Genomic DNA, 15,018 nt, shown 5'->3' with positions numbered 1-15,018 from the left:
TCTAGTTATTCAGAGAAGGTTATGAAAGTTTTACGCAATTGAAACAATGCGATTTGCAGGGGATTTTCGTGAAATGTGCGAGTAGAATGCCGATTCCGTATTTGTATTACCAATTAATGATCATCTGATGAAGACTGACACTCCCTCTTTTGAAGCACAACAAATTGTGCGTTTACGCCGCAGGGATCAAATCCGTCGACTCCTGGAACGAGACAAAACGCCGTTGGCGATCCTCTTGATGGCCGCGGTAGTGGGGACCGTGACGGGACTTGTGGGCGTGGCGTTTGAGAAAGCGGTGACCTGGGTGCAGAATCAGCGCATCGGCGCGCTGGCTCAGGTTGCGGACCATGCCATTTTGCTGTGGCCGCTGGCGTTTATCCTCTCCGCATTGCTGGCGATGGTCGGCTATTTTCTGGTGCGTAAATTTGCGCCGGAAGCGGGCGGTTCGGGGATCCCAGAGATTGAAGGCGCTTTGGAGGAATTGCGACCTGTGCGCTGGTGGCGCGTTCTGCCGGTGAAATTTATCGGCGGTATGGGTACGCTGGGCGCTGGGATGGTGCTCGGGCGAGAAGGGCCGACCGTGCAGATTGGCGGCAACATTGGGCGTATGGTGCTGGATATTTTTCGTATGCGCAGCGCCGAAGCGCGGCATACTCTGCTGGCTACCGGTGCCGCTGCGGGCCTGTCGGCGGCGTTCAATGCCCCTCTGGCGGGGATCCTGTTCATTATTGAAGAGATGCGTCCGCAGTTTCGCTATAACCTCGTGTCGATCAAAGCCGTGTTTACCGGCGTCATCATGTCGAGCATTGTGTTTCGCGTTTTCAATGGTGAAGCTCCGATTATTGAAGTTGGCAAGCTCTCCAATGCGCCAGTGAATACGCTGTGGCTGTATCTGGTGCTGGGGATTGTTTTTGGCTGCGTCGGACCGTTGTTTAATACCATGGTGTTGCGTACCCAGGATATGTTCCAGCGTTTCCACGGTGGCGAGATTAAAAAATGGGTGCTCATGGGCGGCGCGATTGGCGGCTTGTGCGGGATCCTCGGATTAATTAAACCTGAAGCAGCGGGTGGTGGGTTTAACCTGATCCCGATTGCTGCGGCGGGCAATTTTAGCGTCGGTCTGCTGCTGTTTATCTTTATTGCCCGGGTGATTACCACGCTGCTGTGCTTCTCGTCCGGCGCGCCTGGCGGGATTTTTGCCCCGATGCTGGCGTTGGGTACGCTGCTTGGTACCGCGTTCGGTATGGCCGCAGCGGCCTCTTTTCCGCAGTATCATCTGGAGGCCGGAACTTTTGCCATTGCCGGAATGGGGGCTTTGTTGGCGGCTTCGGTAAGGGCGCCGCTCACCGGTATTGTGCTGGTGCTGGAGATGACCGATAACTATCAGCTCATTTTGCCAATGATTATTACCTGTCTTGGCGCAACACTATTAGCCCAATTTATGGGCGGAAAGCCGCTATACTCGACTATCCTTGCCCGCACGCTGGCAAAACAGGAAGCGGAGCAGGCGGCAAAAAGTCAGGGGACTACCGCTGGCGAGAATACTTGAACGAAATACCAGGGTATTAGATAATGGCTTTAACCATTGGGTTATAATTTGCCCAATTGCCAATGTCGTTTGGAGCAAAATATGAGTGATGACGTAGCGCTGCCACTGCAATTTACTGAAGCAGCAGCCAAGAAAGTAAAAAGCCTGATCGCTGATGAAGATAACCCGAATCTGAAATTACGCGTGTATATCACCGGCGGTGGTTGCAGCGGTTTCCAGTATGGTTTCACCTTTGATGATCAGGTGAACGATGGTGATATGACCATTGAGAAACAAGGTGTTGGTCTGGTGGTTGATCCGATGAGCCTGCAATATCTGGTGGGTGGTTCGGTTGACTATACCGAAGGTCTGGAAGGTTCCCGCTTCGTTGTGACTAACCCGAATGCAAAAAGCACCTGCGGGTGTGGTTCTTCTTTCAGCATCTGATTGCTGTCTGTAATACTGATGGTCTGATGTTGTAGGCCCGGTAAGCGCAGCGCCACCGGGCAATGTGCCGGATGGCGGCGTAAACGCCTTATCCGGCCTACATGTTCTGTATCGTCATATCAACGCCCGTTATCATCCAGCGCAAACGTCGGCAATTTCAAATGCCAGCGAATGGCGGCCAGCCGAATCAGCAGGGTGACAATCATCCCCATCATACTGGCGTTTTCCAGTGAAACATCAAAGGTATAAAACGCGGTCGCATGTACGATCCCGCCGATAATACAGGCTGTAGCGTAGATTTCGGTGCGCAAAATCATCGGCACTTCACGGGCTAATACGTCACGAATGATCCCACCGCCAACGCCGGTAATCACGCCCATACAAATCGCCACCAGAGGCCCTGTTCCGGCAATAAAAGCTTTGTTGACGCCAATGCCCACGAATACCGCCAGGCCAACGGCATCCAGCACCGGCAGGATCCACTTCGGCAACCGTCGGGGCTGACGCACCAGCAGGATCGTCAGCATGCTGGTGATCATCGCCACCACCAGATCGGTAGGATCCTTAACCCAAAAAACCGGTCCGTTATCCAGCGCCATATCGCGGATCGTCCCGCCACCGACGGCTGTTACCACGCCTAAGACCAGAACGCCGAAGGGATCCATACGCAGTTTTCCGGCAAGCAATACGCCAGAGATAGCAAATACCGCGGTACCGACAATATCCAGCCAATAGACGAGCATGTTTAAATCCTCACAACAAACCTGGTGGGGGCAGGCGCTAATTTACCTGTGAAAGCGCATTACAGAGTTGTTTTGCGGCGAGGATAATACGCGGGCTCGCACGTTCGAACCAATCACTATTAAGGGTAATAACCGGGATTTTAAGCTGATTTCCCCAATATTGCTCAATTTTCAGCGTTTCGCCGGAACCACCGGTGGCAACGATAGCCTGCGGCGCTCTTGCCAGGACCTGTTCACGGCTAACCTGCGGCCATGGAACCCGACTGCCGGCAAAAATGTTTTCTCCGCCGCATACCTCAAGAACCTCATGCTGAATGGAGCCTTTTCCACTGGTAAACAGAGGATTCGCCCCAAACTGCAGAAACACGCGTTTTTTCGGTTTGTTGGCATACTGAGATTTTAGTAAAGCGTATTCATCAAGCAATGTTTTTGCCGCCTGTTTGGCCTGCTCTGGCCTGGGGCTCCATGGCGCCAATTGGCGTAGCGCATCGGCGACCTGCTCAATGGTAACGGCATCCACCCAAATGACTTTAATGCCCAGCGCGGTTAGCTGATTAACCTGCCGCTCAGCATTTCCTCCGCGCCAGGCGACGACCAAATCCGGTTTCAGCGCCACAATGCGTTCCAGATTCATGCCTTGCCAGGTTGAGACCTCTTCAATTTTTTGGGCCTCGGGCGGGTAATTGGAGTAGCTGCTGACGCCAACGGGCGTAATGCCTGCGGCAAAGGCGAGTTCAGTATTGGCAGGAGAAAGCGTAACAACACGCGGTGCGGCGTAAAGGAACGCCGGAAGAGTGAAAAGCAGGGCGACCAGCGCCCTGGAGAGTAATTTAGCCATGCGCCAGTTTCTGTACCAGCGTTTCAACCATCAGGCTTGACTGCTTCGCGGCGACCACCAGGAACTCGTCAAAGCTGAGATGGGACTGCTGATCGGCGACGTCGGAGATGGCGCGAACCACGACGAACGGCACGTTAAAATTGTGGCAAACATGCGCAATCGCGGTTGCTTCCATCTCAACGGCAATCGCCTGCGGGAAGTTATGCTTAATTTTAGCCAGGCCGACAGAGCCATTAATGAAGGCATCTCCGCTGACGATAAGCCCACGGACGGCATTCAGATTCAGTTCAGCAATGCAGGCTTCTGCTGCAGCAATCAGCGCAGGATCGGCTTTGAAACCCGCCGGGCAACCCGGTAGCTGACCAAATTCATAGCCAAATGCCGTGACGTCGGCATCGTGATAGCGCGCTTCATCAGAAACCACGATATCGCCGACTTTCAGCGTAGAGGCCAGGCCGCCCGCTGAACCGGTATTAATGATGGCGTCCGGCTTGCAGCGTTCAAGCAGCAACGTAGCGCCCAGTGCCGCAGCGACTTTACCGATGCCTGATTTCAGTAGCGCAACCTCAGTACCATTCAGTTGGCCGGTGTAAATTTCACAACCGCCGAGAGCGATGGTCTGACGGTTTTCGATTTTGTCACGCAGTAGCGTAACTTCTTCTTCCATTGCACCAATGATGCCGATTTTCATAGATTTACTCGCGATAAGCCAGATTTGAGGGCATAGTCTATCATGCGCTTACGGGGTAGCGCATTTCTCAGGCGGGAGAGGACATGGCACAGATCGATTTCCGAAAAAAAATAAACTGGCATCGTCGTTACCGTTCGCCGCAGGGCGTGAAGACTGAGCACGAGATCCTGCGTATTTTCGAAAGCGATCGTGGACGCATTATCAATTCTCCGGCAATTCGCCGACTGCAACAAAAGACCCAGGTCTTTCCGTTGGAACGTAATGCGGCGGTACGCACGCGTTTGACGCACTCAATGGAAGTTCAGCAGGTTGGTCGCTATATCGCGAAAGAGATCCTCAGCCGACTCAAAGAGCAAAAGTTGCTGGAGCAGTATGGTCTGGATGAACTGACGGGACCGTTTGAGAGTATTGTTGAAATGTCCTGCCTGATGCATGACATTGGCAATCCGCCGTTTGGTCACTTTGGTGAAGCGGCGATTAATGACTGGTTCCGCCAGCGACTGTACCCCGCAGATGCGGAAAGTCAGCCACTCAGCGATGACCGTTGCCTGGTGGCGGCATTACGTTTGCGCGAGGGCGAAGAGTCGCTGAATGATATTCGCCGTAAAGTGCGACAGGACCTGTGCCATTTTGAGGGTAATGCGCAAGGGATTCGTCTGGTACATACCCTGATGCGTATGAATCTTACCTGGGCGCAGGTTGGCGGTATTTTGAAATATACCCGCCCGGCGTGGTGGCGCGGCAATGCGCCCGCAACACACAACTATTTAATGAAGAAACCGGGCTATTATCTTTCCGAAGAATCGTATATTGAGAGATTACGTAAAGAATTATCATTAGCGCCTTACAGTCGCTTTCCATTAACCTGGATTATGGAAGCTGCTGATGATATCTCTTATTGCGTGGCCGATCTGGAAGATGCCGTTGAGAAAAGAATCTTTAGCGTCGAACAACTTTATCAGCATCTGTATGCGGCGTGGGGACACCACGAAAAAGGTTCCCTGTTCAGTCTGGTGGTAGAGAACGCCTGGGAGAAATCACGTTCAAATACATTAAGCCGGAGTACCGAAGATCAGTTCTTTATGTATTTACGCGTTAATACATTGAATAAACTGGTGCCGTACGCTGCCCAGCGATTTATCGATAACTTGCCGCAGATTTTCGAGGGATGTTTTAATCACGCGCTGTTAGAAGATGCCAGTAGCTTCAGCCAGTTGCTGGGCGTCTATAAAAATGTGGCGATAAAACATGTCTTTAGCCACCCAGACGTAGAGCAACTGGAGTTACAGGGCTATCGAGTGATAAGCGGGCTGCTGGAAATCTATCAACCGTTATTAAAAATGACTCAGTCAGATTTTACGGAACTGGTCGAAAATGAAAGAGTAAAACGTTTTCCTATCGAGTCCCGGTTATTTCAGAAGTTGTCTACTCGCCATCGCCTTGCTTATGTTGAGGCGGTCAGTAAAATATCGGCTAGTTGCGCTGAGTTTCCTGTTCTGGAATATTATTATCGCTGCCGTTTGATTCAGGATTATATCAGCGGGATGACAGATTTATATGCTTGGGATGAATATCGTCGGTTGATGGCAGTAGAACAATAAATAATCATTTGTAAAGATCGACAATAAAATTTTACTTTTTCCTTAAACTTAAATCTGGAACTTAGCGCTATAAAACGACTCTGACGTATACAGCAATTTTGCGTTACCTGTTAATCGAGAACGAAACACATGAAAAAAACCACATTAGCAATGAGTGCACTGGCTCTGAGTTTAGGTTTGGCGTTGTCCCCCTTGTCTGCAACAGCGGCTGAAACGGCGTCTTCAGCAACGACCGCCCAACAGATGCCAAGCCTGGCCCCGATGCTTGAAAAAGTGATGCCATCGGTGGTGAGTATTAACGTCGAGGGGAGCACGACGGTGAATACGCCGCGCATGCCGCGTAATTTCCAGCAGTTCTTCGGTGATAATTCCCCGTTCTGCCAGGACGGTTCTCCGTTCCAGAGTTCACCGTTCTGCCAGGGCGGCGCACCGGGCGCTGACAACGGCGGCGGCCAGCAGCAAAAATTTATGGCGCTGGGCTCCGGCGTAATTATTGATGCTGCGAAAGGGTATGTTGTGACCAACAACCACGTGGTGGATAACGCCACGGTAATTAAGGTTCAACTGAGCGATGGTCGTAAGTTTGACGCGAAGATCGTGGGTAAAGATCCGCGCTCCGATATCGCGTTGATCCAGATCCAGGATCCGAAAAACCTGACGGCAATTAAGCTGGCGGATTCCGACGCGCTGCGCGTGGGTGATTACACCGTGGCAATTGGCAACCCGTTTGGCCTCGGTGAGACCGTGACCTCCGGTATCGTTTCTGCGCTGGGTCGTAGCGGCCTGAATGCGGAAAACTACGAGAACTTTATCCAGACGGATGCTGCGATCAACCGGGGCAACTCCGGTGGCGCACTGGTCAACCTGAACGGTGAGCTGATCGGGATTAACACCGCGATCCTCGCGCCGGACGGCGGTAATATCGGGATCGGTTTTGCAATCCCAAGCAACATGGTGAAAAACCTGACCTCGCAGATGGTTGAGTTCGGCCAGGTTAAACGTGGCGAGCTGGGCATCATGGGTACCGAGCTGAGCTCTGAGCTGGCGAAAGCGATGAAAGTTGACGCCCAGCGTGGCGCATTCGTCAGCCAGGTCATGCCGAACTCTTCCGCAGCGAAAGCGGGTATTAAAGCCGGGGATGTGATTACCTCCCTGAACGGTAAACCTATCAGCAGCTTTGCCGCACTGCGTGCGCAGGTGGGAACTATGCCGGTAGGCAGCAAAATTAACCTTGGCCTGCTGCGCGACGGTAAGCCTGTTACTGTGAATCTGGAACTGCAGCAGAGCAGCCAGACCCAGGTTGATTCCAGCTCTATCTTCAAAGGCATTGAAGGTGCCGATATGAGCAACAAAGGCCAGGACAAAGGGGTCGTGGTAAGCGACGTGAAACCGAATTCTCCGGCTGCACAGATTGGCCTGAAGAAAGGGGATGTGATTATCGGTGCTAACCAGCAACCAGTGAAAAATATCGCCGAACTGCGCAAAATTCTCGACAGCAAACCCGCTGTACTGGCGCTGAACATTCAGCGTGGCGACAGCTCCATCTATCTGTTGATGCAGTAATCTCCCTCAACCCCTTCCTGCACAGGAAGGGGTTTCTTTTTGTGATACCTCCCACAACTCCATACTTCTCTCTTCCGCTTTGTGCATTTGCACAATGTCGTCGCTTGTTATCTTCCTTATGCTTGAGCTCTGCTCACAGGAGGGGTTTATGGCTGGCTGGCATCTCGATACCAAAATGGCGCAGGATATCGTGGCGCGTACCATGCGCATCATTGATACCAATATCAACGTAATGGATGCCCGTGGGCGGATAATCGGCAGCGGCGATCGCGAACGAATTGGTGAATTGCACGAAGGCGCGCTGCTGGTGCTTTCTCAGGGGCGGGTGGTCGATATTGACGATGCGGTTGCACGGCATTTACACGGCGTGCGACAGGGGATCAATCTGCCGCTGCGTCTTGACGGCGAAATCGTTGGCGTTATCGGTCTTACCGGCGAACCGGAACATCTGCGCAAATACGGCGAATTGGTATGTATGACCGCCGAAATGATGCTGGAACAGTCGCGTCTGATGCATCTTTTAGCCCAGGACAGCCGTCTGCGCGAAGAATTGGTGATGAACCTGATTCAGGCGGAAGAAAATACCCCAGCGCTAATGGAATGGGCGCAGCGTTTAGGCATCGATTTGAACCAGCCGCGCGTGGTAGCGGTAGTTGAAGTCGACAGCGGTCAGCTTGGCGTTGACAGCGCGATGGCTGAACTACAGCAATTACAGAATGCGTTGACCACGCCAGAGCGTAATAATCTGATTGCGATTGTTTCCCTGACTGAGATGGTGGTGCTGAAACCCGCACTCAATCAGTTTGGCCGCTGGGATGCAGAAGATCATCGCAAGCGCGTTGAACAGCTCATTGCCCGGATGAAAGAGAACGGACAGCTGCGTTTTCGCGTCTCGCTCGGCAACTATTTTACCGGACCTGGCAGCATTGCCCGTTCGTATCGTACGGCGCGTACCACCATGATGGTCGGTAAGCAGCGGATGCCGGAAAGCCGAAGCTATTTCTATCAGGATCTGATGCTGCCGGTACTGCTGGACAGCCTGCGCGGCGGCTGGCAGGCCAATGAGCTGGCGCGTCCGTTGGTACGTTTAAAAGCAATGGATAACAACGGCTTGCTGCGTCGGACATTAGCAGCATGGTTTCGGCATAACGTTCAGCCGCTGGCGACCTCAAAAGCCTTGTTTATTCATCGCAATACGCTGGAGTATCGCCTGAATCGTATTTCAGAACTGACCGGGCTGGATTTGGGGAATTTTGACGACAGGCTGCTGCTGTATGTGGCGTTGCAGTTAGATGAGCAGCATTGATTGCCTGATGGCGCTACGCTTATCAGGCAAAATGCCGGGTGGCGGCTTCGCCTTACCCGGCCTACGAATACATCCACTCGCGGTTATTTACGCGTGAGTTTTTCCAGATCGGCTTCAATTTCGCTGATCTTGTTGGTCACGACGCTTTCCAGATGACGTAAATCATCGAGGATCTTACGTTTAAGATCGACTTCGCTGCGATCGCGCTGGCAGATCTGATCCAGTTCATCGATCACATAGCGCAGGTTGGGGCTGATCTCCTGCACTTCTTTATAACCCTGGCCGACGCCATCGGCGACAACCGTTTTACGCTGACGGGGATATTTGAACTTCACGCTCTTGGCAAAAAACTCGCCTTTATCCTTCTGGAAATAGATTTTCAGGATATCGTTATTGGCTTCTTGCCGCAGGCTGTAACGATCGATCTCTTCAGGATTAGTAATGCCCAGACTTTTTAGATTGTCATACATAGCGGTACCCTTAAGCTCACTATAACCATTGAATAATTAACGAAAAGCCTTGTTTACGCCACTCGCAGATGTAAAAAAAGCGGGCTAAGCCCGCTTTTTCAAATTGCTGTTAGTCGATGGTGCGTAACAGTTCGTTGATTCCCACTTTGCCACGCGTTTTGGCATCAACCTTTTTCACTATCACCGCGCAGTACAGGCTGTATTTGCCATCTTTCGACGGCAGGTTGCCGGAGACGACAACGGAGCCCGCCGGAACGCGGCCATAATGTACTTCGCCCGTTTCGCGATCGTAAATACGGGTGCTCTGGCCGATGTACACGCCCATGGAGATAACGGATCCTTCTTCGACGATCACGCCTTCTACGACTTCAGAACGCGCGCCGATGAAGCAGTTGTCTTCAATGATGGTCGGGTTAGCCTGTAACGGCTCCAGTACGCCGCCAATGCCAACGCCGCCGGACAAGTGTACGTTTTTACCGATTTGCGCACAGGACCCGACTGTCGCCCAGGTATCAACCATCGTACCTTCATCAACATAAGCGCCGATGTTCACGTAAGACGGCATCAGCACGGTGTTACGGGCGATAAACGCGCCCTGACGTACTGCCGCAGGCGGCACCACGCGGAAACCTTCTTTCTGAAAACGCGCTTCGTCATAGTCGGCGAATTTCATCGGCACTTTATCGAAGTAACGGCTTTCCGCACCATCGATAACCTGATTATCGTTAATACGAAAAGAGAGCAGGACCGCTTTTTTCAGCCACTGATGCGTGACCCACTGACCCTCAATCTTTTCTGCGACGCGCAGAGCACCGGAATCCAGTAAAGAAATAACCTGATTCACCGCTTCGCGGGTTACGGTATCCACATTTGCCGGAGTAATGTCGGCACGGCGCTCGAAAGCGGATTCAATAACGTTCTGTAACTGCTGCATTGTTAAACTCTTTCCATAATAAATAAAAACATCACCCTTTATCGTTTGGATTGAGGGCCTCTGTCAACCGTTGATGCACTTCCTGCTGCAGCTCATTATTAAGGGCGCGCCGGTCGGCGGTGGCGATTATGAATAAATCTTCTACTCGCTCGCCAATTGTTGTAATTCGGGCGCCATGCAGCGAAATTCCCAGATCGGCAAAAATCTGCCCGACCCGCGCCAGCAGTCCTGGCTGGTCGAGAGCGATAAGCTCGAGGAATGATTTTCGATCGGTATGGGTCGGCAGAAAAGTCACTTCGGTATCGACGGTAAAATGGCGTAATTTTGCCGGCTGGCGACGCGGTTGCGGCGGTTGCCAGCTACGCTGAGTGATCGCCTGTTCCAGCCCGAAGCGGATCGCTTCGTGTCGGTCTGACGACAGCGGGCTACCGTCCGGCTCCAGCACAATGAACGTATCCATCGCCATTCCATCGCGGGTGGTGAAAATCTGCGCATCGTGGACGCTCAGATTACGCCGGTCCAGCTCGGCGCAAACGGCGGCAAACAGATACGGGCGATCCGGACTCCAGATAAAGATTTCCGTTCCCCCACGCGTTGCCTGCGGGCTAAGCAGAATGAGCGGCTCTTTGAGGTCATGTTGTAAGAGATGACGCGCATGCCAGGCCAGTTGATTTGGACTGTGGCGCACGAAATAGTTTGCCCGACAGCGTGACCAGATATGGTGCAGCGCTTCTTCATCAATGTTATCCATCCGCAATAACGCCAGCGCCTGAAGCTGATGGTGACGCACGCGCTCGCGCATATCCGGCGTGTTTTGCATCCCACGACGTAGCTGTTTTTCCGTGGCAAAGTACAGCTCGCGCAGCAGGCTTTGCTTCCAGCTATTCCACAACGTTTCGTTGGTGGCGCAAATATCCGCGACGGTCAGGCACACCAAAAAGCGCAGGCGGTGTTCCGTTTGCACTTCTTCGGCGAATTGCTTAATCACTTCGGGATCCTGAATATCGCGACGTTGAGCGGTTACTGACATCAGTAAATGCTGGCGCACCAGCCACACGATCAGCTGTGTTTCGCGGGAGTTCAGGCCGTGTAGCTCGGCGAATTTGAGTACGTCCTGAGCACCGAGAACTGAATGATCGCCACCGCGGCCTTTGGCGATATCATGGAACAAAGCGGCAATCAGAATCAGCTCCGGCTGCCGCAGGCGCGGCCACAGATCCACACACAGCGGATGGCGCTGGCGGGTCTCTTCGTTGGCAAAACTTTCCAGCTTGAGCATCACGCGGATGGTGTGTTCATCTACCGTATAGGCATGAAACAGGTCAAACTGCATTTGGCCGACGATATGCGACCATTGCGGCATATAGGCCCACAATACGCTGTGGCGATGCATCGGCAGCAGGCCGCGGCTCACCGCGCCCGGATGGCGTAACATGCTGAGAAACAGCGAGCGCGCTTCCGGGATGTAGCATAACGGCTGCGTTAAATGACGGCGGGCATGGCGCAGATGGCGCAGCGTGGTGGAGTAAATCCCGCTGATTGCGCTGTTACGCACCATGATGTAAAACATCCGCAATATCGCTTCGGGTTTACGGATAAACAGGTCATCGCTGCGCAGATCAATCAAGGAGCCACGCAGTTGAAAGTCGTCATCAATCGGACGCGGCTTTTCGTCGGCGGGCATAGCGAGGATCGCCTCGTCGAACAGCTGCAACAGCATGTGGTTCAGTTCGCTGACCCGTCGCGTAACGCGGAAATAGTCTTTCATCATCCGCTCGATTGGCTCGTTGCCCTCACCGCCGTAGTTTAGCCGTTGGGCTACGCTGAGCTGACGATCAAACAGCAGGCGGTTATCGTAACGACTCACGATCAGGTGCAGAGCAAAGCGTATGCGCCACAGGATATGCAAGCATTCATTCAGCTCGGCACGCTCCGCCAGCGTCAAAAAACCAAAACCAACCATTTCATCCAGCGACGTGGCGCCAAAATGGCGGCGGGCGACCCATTGTAGAGTGTGGATGTCGCGCAGGCCGCCGGGGCTGCTTTTGATATCGGGTTCCAGATTGTAGCTGGTGCCGTGATAACGCTGGTGGCGTTGATTTTGCTCTTCCACTTTGGCGGCGTAAAACTTATCGGACGGCCAGAAACCTTCGCTAAAAATATGCTTTTGTAGCTCAAGAAACAGCGCCACGTCGCCAATCAGCAGGCGTGTTTCTATCAGATTGGTGGCGACGGTTAAATCTGATAAACCTTCCAGCAGACACTCTTCCAGCGTGCGCACGCTGTGGCCCACTTCCAGCCTCACGTCCCACAACAGCGTTAACAGCTCACCGACTTTTTCGGCCTGCGCGTCAGGGAGCTTTTTACGGCTGAGGATCAACAGGTCGATATCGGAAAGCGGGTGCAGTTCGCCGCGCCCGTAACCCCCAACGGCAACCAGCGCCAGGTCGGCAATTTGGCCAAAACCGGCTTCAATCCACAGGCGCTGTAGCAACTGGTCAATAAATTCGGTACGGGCCTCAATGAGCTGTTCAGCGGAAATTCCGCTGTCAAACGCTTCGCCTAACCAGCGCTGGAACGTGTCGATATGCGCTTTAATGCCGGCGCAGTTGAGATCGTGCTGTGGCCAGGTTCCGGGGTTTTGCGGTTGGCCAGGCAGGGTGGGGAGGGCTGTATTTGCGTGCTGTTCAGGAAGAGTATTCATTATGCGCCACCCATTAAAAAGCCGGATGATGGCGTGAACGCCTTATCCGGCCTACGAAGTAGTACAATTTGTAGGCCTGATAAGATGCGAATGCATCGCCATCAGGCAAAACATTATTCGTCGTGAGTGATGATCGCCGGGATGGTGTCATCCTTGCGTAACGTCAGGATCTCACAGCCGTTTTCCGTCACCACAATAGTATGCTCGTACTGAGCAGACAAGCTGCGGTCTTTGGTTTTCACCGTCCAGCCGTCTTTCATGGTGCGGATGCGGTAATCACCGGCATTCAGCATCGGTTCTACGGTGAAAGTCATGCCAGGCTGCAGTACCACGCCGCCGTCGTCCGCATCGTAGTGCAGAACCTGAGGCTCCTCGTGGAAGCCGCGACCGATACCGTGACCGCAGTATTCACGTACTACAGAGAAGCCTTCGCCTTCCGCGTATTTCTGAATCGCAGCGCCCAACGTGCGCAGGCGAATGCCCGGTTTAACCATCCGCAGCGCCAGATACAAGCTTTCCTGCGTTACACGGCACAGACGTTCGCCCAGAATGGTGGGTTTGCCGACGATAAACATTTTGGAGGTATCGCCGTGGAATTCGTCTTTAATCACGGTCACGTCGATGTTAACGATATCACCATCTTTCAGGTGCTTCGCGTCGTCCGGGATCCCGTGGCACACCACTTCGTTAATCGAGATACACACGGATTTAGGGTAACCGTGGTAGCCCAGGCACGCGGAAATGGCCTGCTGCTCATTAACGATATAGTCGTTACAGATGCGATCCAGTTCGCCGGTGCTGACGCCCGGTTTGATAAACGGTTCGATCATCTCCAGTACTTCCGCCGCCAGACGGCCAGCGACGCGCATTTTTTCGATTTCTTCAGGGGTCTTGATTGAGATAGCCATGAATTCTGTCCATCAGTGCCGATTATTTTCGGCAATAATTGTGTAAGTGCTGACAATGGTATCAGTCAGGGGTGTACCCTGCCAAATTGAGAATCATTCTGAACTTCGCCTTTCGTGCCACAGGTGCGTTGGCTACATTTTTTCACCCCAGTCACTTACTGGCCGTAAGCTCCCGGGGATTCAAAAATTTGCCGCCTGCCTGTAACACGAAATTCATCGTTCAATTCAGCACTGAGTGCCAACAATTATTGGTGTCGGTGGCGTATTTGTGGTATAAAGCGCGCCGGACTTCCGATCCATTCGAAGACTACACACGATGGACGGGAGCGACAAATCTCACTTTGTGTAACAACACACACGTATCGGCACATATTCCGGGGTGCCCTTTGGGGTCGGTAATATGGGATGCGTGGAGGCTTAACCCCAACTTTTATATATAGAGGTTTTTATCATGGCAACTGTTTCCATGCGCGACATGCTCAAGGCTGGTGTTCACTTTGGTCACCAGACCCGTTACTGGAACCCGAAAATGAAGCCGTTCATCTTCGGTGCGCGTAACAAAGTTCACATCATCAACCTTGAGAAAACTGTACCGATGTTCAACGAAGCTCTGGCTGAACTGAACAAGATCTCTGCTCGTAAAGGTAAAATCCTTTTCGTTGGTACTAAACGCGCTGCAAGCGAAGCGGTGAAAGAAGCTGCTAACAGCTGCGACCAGTTCTTCGTGAACCATCGCTGGCTGGGCGGTATGCTGACTAACTGGAAAACCGTTCGTCAGTCCATCAAACGTCTGAAAGATCTGGAAACTCAGTCTCAGGACGGTACTTTCGAAAAGCTGACCAAGAAAGAAGCGCTGATGCGTACTCGTGAGCTTGAGAAACTGGAAAACAGCCTGGGCGGTATCAAAGACATGGGCGGTCTGCCGGACGCTCTGTTCGTAATCGATGCTGACCACGAGCACATTGCTATCAAAGAAGCAAACAACCTGGGTATCCCGGTATTTGCTATCGTTGATACCAACTCTGATCCGGACGGTGTTGACTTCGTTATCCCGGGTAACGACGACGCAATCCGTGCTGTGACCCTGTACCTGGGCGCTGTAGCTACTACCGTTCGTGAAGGCCGTTCTCAGGATCTGGCTTCCCAGGCGGAAGAAAGCTTCGTAGAAGCTGAATAATAAGGCACGCTCGTTCGAGCCCCCTTATAAACCAGGTAGTATCACGTTTGGTTAGGGGCCCTTTAGGCCCCTTTTTCACTTTTAAATCTGTGCGGTTTCATGCCGGGC

The 15,018-nt window shown here is 52.7% G+C and carries 13 protein-coding genes and 1 pseudogene; 7 read left to right on the top strand and 7 right to left on the bottom strand.

Features of this window, described 5'->3' with window-relative positions; all coding sequences use genetic code 11:
• The first annotated feature begins 127 nt into the window (after window positions 1–127).
• From clcA to erpA, 3 genes and pseudogenes are all read left to right on the top strand, one after another.
• Entirely contained in the window at window positions 128–1,549 is a 1,422-nt protein-coding gene (clcA, locus tag AC534G_RS20595) for a H(+)/Cl(-) exchange transporter ClcA (protein ID WP_038637374.1), read from the top strand.
• Between the two features lie 23 nt (window positions 1,550–1,572).
• A pseudogene (yadW, locus tag AC534G_RS20590) lies at window positions 1,573–1,638 on the top strand (small protein YadW).
• Window positions 1,631–1,975 carry an iron-sulfur cluster insertion protein ErpA gene (erpA, locus tag AC534G_RS20585; protein WP_069324026.1) on the top strand — a complete coding sequence of 115 codons (345 nt, stop codon included), beginning with the start codon at window positions 1,631–1,633 and terminating at the stop codon, window positions 1,973–1,975. Before yadW ends, erpA begins: the two are co-directional and overlap by 8 nt.
• A gap of 119 nt (window positions 1,976–2,094) precedes the next feature.
• On the opposite strand, the gene AC534G_RS20580 is transcribed toward erpA, so the two are convergent.
• Genes AC534G_RS20580 through mtnN form a run of 3 tightly spaced genes read right to left on the bottom strand, consistent with a single transcriptional unit; the run spans window position 2,095 to window position 4,247 of the window.
• On the bottom strand, window positions 2,095–2,718 hold the full coding sequence (locus AC534G_RS20580) for a TRIC cation channel family protein (RefSeq protein WP_038637378.1): 624 nt from the start codon (window positions 2,716–2,718) through the stop codon (window positions 2,095–2,097).
• A gap of 37 nt (window positions 2,719–2,755) precedes the next feature.
• The gene (gene btuF, locus AC534G_RS20575; protein WP_087857686.1) at window positions 2,756–3,556 is read right to left on the bottom strand and encodes a vitamin B12 ABC transporter substrate-binding protein BtuF; all 801 of its coding nucleotides are present in this window, start codon (window positions 3,554–3,556) and stop codon (window positions 2,756–2,758) included.
• Entirely contained in the window at window positions 3,549–4,247 is a 699-nt protein-coding gene (gene mtnN / locus AC534G_RS20570; RefSeq protein WP_038637386.1) for a 5'-methylthioadenosine/S-adenosylhomocysteine nucleosidase, read from the bottom strand. Before mtnN ends, btuF begins: the two co-directional genes overlap by 8 nt.
• Window positions 4,248–4,330: 83 nt before the next feature.
• Between mtnN and dgt the strand changes: the two genes are divergently transcribed.
• The 3 genes from dgt to cdaR all read left to right on the top strand — a co-directional run bounded on the left by dgt (window position 4,331) and on the right by cdaR (window position 8,717).
• Window positions 4,331–5,848, top strand: coding sequence for a dGTPase (gene dgt, locus AC534G_RS20565; protein WP_069324023.1), 1,518 nt, complete (start codon window positions 4,331–4,333; stop codon window positions 5,846–5,848).
• 129 nt (window positions 5,849–5,977) lie between these two features.
• Window positions 5,978–7,411 (top strand): serine endoprotease DegP, encoded by a 1,434-nt coding sequence (degP, locus tag AC534G_RS20560; protein WP_005132129.1) that lies wholly within the window; start codon window positions 5,978–5,980, stop codon window positions 7,409–7,411.
• 148 nt (window positions 7,412–7,559) lie between these two features.
• Window positions 7,560–8,717, top strand: coding sequence for a DNA-binding transcriptional regulator CdaR (gene cdaR / locus AC534G_RS20555; RefSeq protein WP_038637395.1), 1,158 nt, complete (start codon window positions 7,560–7,562; stop codon window positions 8,715–8,717).
• Window positions 8,718–8,800: 83 nt separating this feature from the next.
• Here cdaR and AC534G_RS20550 read toward each other — a convergent pair whose 3' ends face one another.
• From AC534G_RS20550 to map, 4 genes are all read right to left on the bottom strand, one after another.
• A complete protein-coding gene (locus tag AC534G_RS20550) occupies window positions 8,801–9,187 on the bottom strand; it encodes a DUF3461 family protein (RefSeq protein WP_003018562.1) in 387 nt (128 codons plus the stop codon).
• Window positions 9,188–9,296: 109 nt separating this feature from the next.
• Entirely contained in the window at window positions 9,297–10,121 is an 825-nt protein-coding gene (gene dapD / locus AC534G_RS20545) for a 2,3,4,5-tetrahydropyridine-2,6-dicarboxylate N-succinyltransferase (protein WP_006686779.1), read from the bottom strand.
• 31 nt (window positions 10,122–10,152) lie between these two features.
• Entirely contained in the window at window positions 10,153–12,825 is a 2,673-nt protein-coding gene (gene glnD / locus AC534G_RS20540) for a bifunctional uridylyltransferase/uridylyl-removing protein GlnD (protein WP_085048277.1), read from the bottom strand.
• A gap of 113 nt (window positions 12,826–12,938) precedes the next feature.
• Entirely contained in the window at window positions 12,939–13,733 is a 795-nt protein-coding gene (gene map, locus AC534G_RS20535) for a type I methionyl aminopeptidase (protein ID WP_038637400.1), read from the bottom strand.
• 451 nt (window positions 13,734–14,184) lie between these two features.
• Between map and rpsB the strand changes: the two genes are divergently transcribed.
• Window positions 14,185–14,910: a 30S ribosomal protein S2 gene (gene rpsB, locus AC534G_RS20530; protein ID WP_003018553.1), complete on the top strand. Its 726-nt coding sequence runs from the start codon at window positions 14,185–14,187 to the stop codon at window positions 14,908–14,910.
• Window positions 14,911–15,018: the final 108 nt, after the last annotated feature.

Source organism: Citrobacter sp. CRE-46 (genome assembly GCF_059615875.1).
Note: the sequence above shows the minus strand (reverse complement) of the source record. Positions and strands in the feature narration are given on the sequence as shown.

Coding starts and splice junctions, on each gene's coding strand:
- rpsB (WP_003018553.1), top strand. CDS start 14,185: ATGGCAACTGTTTCCATGCGCGACATGCTCAAGGCTGGTGTTCACTTT.
- AC534G_RS20550 (WP_003018562.1), bottom strand. CDS start 9,187: ATGTATGACAATCTAAAAAGTCTGGGCATTACTAATCCTGAAGAGATC.
- glnD (WP_085048277.1), bottom strand. CDS start 12,825: ATGAATACTCTTCCTGAACAGCACGCAAATACAGCCCTCCCCACCCTG.
- erpA (WP_069324026.1), top strand. CDS start 1,631: ATGAGTGATGACGTAGCGCTGCCACTGCAATTTACTGAAGCAGCAGCC.
- degP (WP_005132129.1), top strand. CDS start 5,978: ATGAAAAAAACCACATTAGCAATGAGTGCACTGGCTCTGAGTTTAGGT.
- dgt (WP_069324023.1), top strand. CDS start 4,331: ATGGCACAGATCGATTTCCGAAAAAAAATAAACTGGCATCGTCGTTAC.
- dapD (WP_006686779.1), bottom strand. CDS start 10,121: ATGCAGCAGTTACAGAACGTTATTGAATCCGCTTTCGAGCGCCGTGCC.
- mtnN (WP_038637386.1), bottom strand. CDS start 4,247: ATGAAAATCGGCATCATTGGTGCAATGGAAGAAGAAGTTACGCTACTG.
- AC534G_RS20580 (WP_038637378.1), bottom strand. CDS start 2,718: ATGCTCGTCTATTGGCTGGATATTGTCGGTACCGCGGTATTTGCTATC.
- map (WP_038637400.1), bottom strand. CDS start 13,733: ATGGCTATCTCAATCAAGACCCCTGAAGAAATCGAAAAAATGCGCGTC.
- clcA (WP_038637374.1), top strand. CDS start 128: ATGAAGACTGACACTCCCTCTTTTGAAGCACAACAAATTGTGCGTTTA.
- cdaR (WP_038637395.1), top strand. CDS start 7,560: ATGGCTGGCTGGCATCTCGATACCAAAATGGCGCAGGATATCGTGGCG.
- btuF (WP_087857686.1), bottom strand. CDS start 3,556: ATGGCTAAATTACTCTCCAGGGCGCTGGTCGCCCTGCTTTTCACTCTT.